The sequence below is a fragment of the Streptomyces sp. SID3343 genome, from assembly GCF_009865215.1.
Taxonomy (GTDB): Bacteria; Actinomycetota; Actinomycetes; order Streptomycetales; family Streptomycetaceae; genus Embleya.
Window position 1 is genome coordinate 1 of record NZ_WWJX01001291.1, and the last position, 738, is coordinate 738.

The 738-nt window shown below is 70.1% G+C and carries 1 pseudogene; it reads right to left on the reverse strand.

Features of this window, described 5'->3' with window-relative positions:
• Positions 1-69 precede the first annotated feature (69 nt).
• Positions 70-738: pseudogene (locus GT354_RS40280) on the reverse strand (hypothetical protein); the annotation flags it as partial.

Consider the following 738-nt stretch of genomic DNA (forward strand, 5'->3'; position numbering starts at 1 on the left):
GCCACGGGTAGGTCGGCGTGCCGTACCGGGCGCCGGTGGGGTCCCAGAAGCGTTTCCGGAACAGCGCCATCACGCGCTGCTGGCAGTGGTTCCGGTGTCGGGGTCGACCACCAGATGAAGGCCGGCGGTCGTGCGCTCGGCGAGCAGCGCATCCCGCAACGTCCGACCCTTCGCGGCCGACGTGCGAACCGCCTTGCGGATCGCCTCACCCGTCAACCGGTCGACCGGCCAACCCGCCGTCAACTCACGTGCGGCGACGAGTAGTTCATCGGTCGATCGTGTGCGCCCGAACGACTTTGCGGCCGGCGGGACCTTGCCGGTCGACTTGCGGCCACGCGCACCGGTCGACCGACTCACGCCCGACTCTGCCGCGCCTTTTTGTGTGGAAATATGCTGATCAGGGGTCGACTGCTCGCGGTCGGTCGAGCCGGTCGGGTTGAGGTTGCCGAGCAGTTCGGCGACCGGCCGCGCCGAGTCGAACGCGAGGATGAGCGCTTCCCGCACGGCCTCATCGGAGTCGAGGACCGACCCGCCCGGGGCGACGTCGGCGAGCGTGGCGGTCGGTGTCTGCATGACCGACAGCGCGACCGGTTCGGTCGGCAACTCCGGTGCTTCGGCGAGGAGTTCACGCACTCGGCCTGCCGCCTTGTGGTGGCGCTTGAGGGTGCGGCGAGTGACACCGGGGTCGGCGCCGTGAACGCCGCGCCACGCCACGATCCACGCCGCATCCTCCGTCAA